At 38.9% G+C, this 934-nt stretch carries 2 protein-coding genes; both read left to right on the plus strand.

Annotation, left to right across the window (positions count from 1 at the left end; all coding sequences use genetic code 11):
• On the plus strand, nucleotides 1–93 hold a 93-nt coding region (locus ABD036_RS19090), incomplete at its 5' end, for an IS3 family transposase (protein WP_343862677.1).
• 56 nt (nucleotides 94–149) lie between these two features.
• Nucleotides 150–398, plus strand: a complete 249-nt coding sequence (locus ABD036_RS19095) for a hypothetical protein (RefSeq protein WP_343862793.1) — start codon at nucleotides 150–152, stop codon at nucleotides 396–398.
• Nucleotides 399–934: the final 536 nt, after the last annotated feature.

Consider the following 934-nt stretch of genomic DNA (forward strand, 5'->3'; position numbering starts at 1 on the left):
TTTGAATATATTGAAATATTTTATAATCGCGTAAGGCTACATTCGACATTGGGATACTTAAGTCCGTTGGAATATGAAGCTCGTTACGCTTAAACAGGATGTCCACTTTTAGTGGGTAACACCAATGTCACTAGGTTTGGTTATTCGTTATGTTTAAAGTTAAAGCACTTTTTATTGCTGGAATTGCTTTACTCCTAGAGGGCTACTTCCAAATTGTTCGTGGCGTTATGCCGGTTGATTTTTTTAATCAAGATTCAGGCGAAGATGTTTATTATAAAGTAGTATTCGTCCAAGATGGGTTTAACGAAGATATTGTTTTTTATACTTTCGGTGTTTTGTTATTAGTATTGGCGGTGTTTTTGTTGCGCAAGTTTAAACGTGGCGTACATGACATATAACAATCCAATCAACCTGACACAAACTCGCGGCCATTGCTCGTGCTTCACAAAGTGTGGGCCACGTGTTTGTGCAGTCTATTAGGGGCGTTAGGCTGACAAGCATGAGTGAAAAAAATATCTCAATATTAGTGAAGTTTGTACTGGGAATAGTAGTCCTATCACTTATTGTGAATACCATTGCTACTATTCCTTTTTGTGGCGGAACTCCGGGCCAAAATTGGCTGGGTACTGGAGCATGCGGGTACTTTCAGCATACGTTCAACCATCTACACGGTTTTACTTTATATGGTAGAGAGGGCTTAATATTATTAGTGCACTTTTTTGTAATAATTGTTTTGTTGGTACTTCTTGTTTTTAAGCGCAAGTAAGCCTAACAATCCAATCAACCGGACAACTACTCGCTGGCTTTGCTCAATGGTATGGACTCCCCACCTTTGTCATTATGAACTAAGGTGAAGGTGTCGAAACCAAAGGAGCCATACCATGATAAATACTAGCACTATTACAATTGATCTTGCCAAAACCGTTTTCCAAGT

It is taken from the genome of Aliiglaciecola litoralis (assembly GCF_039523355.1).
Classification (GTDB): Bacteria; Pseudomonadota; Gammaproteobacteria; order Enterobacterales; family Alteromonadaceae; genus Aliiglaciecola; species Aliiglaciecola litoralis.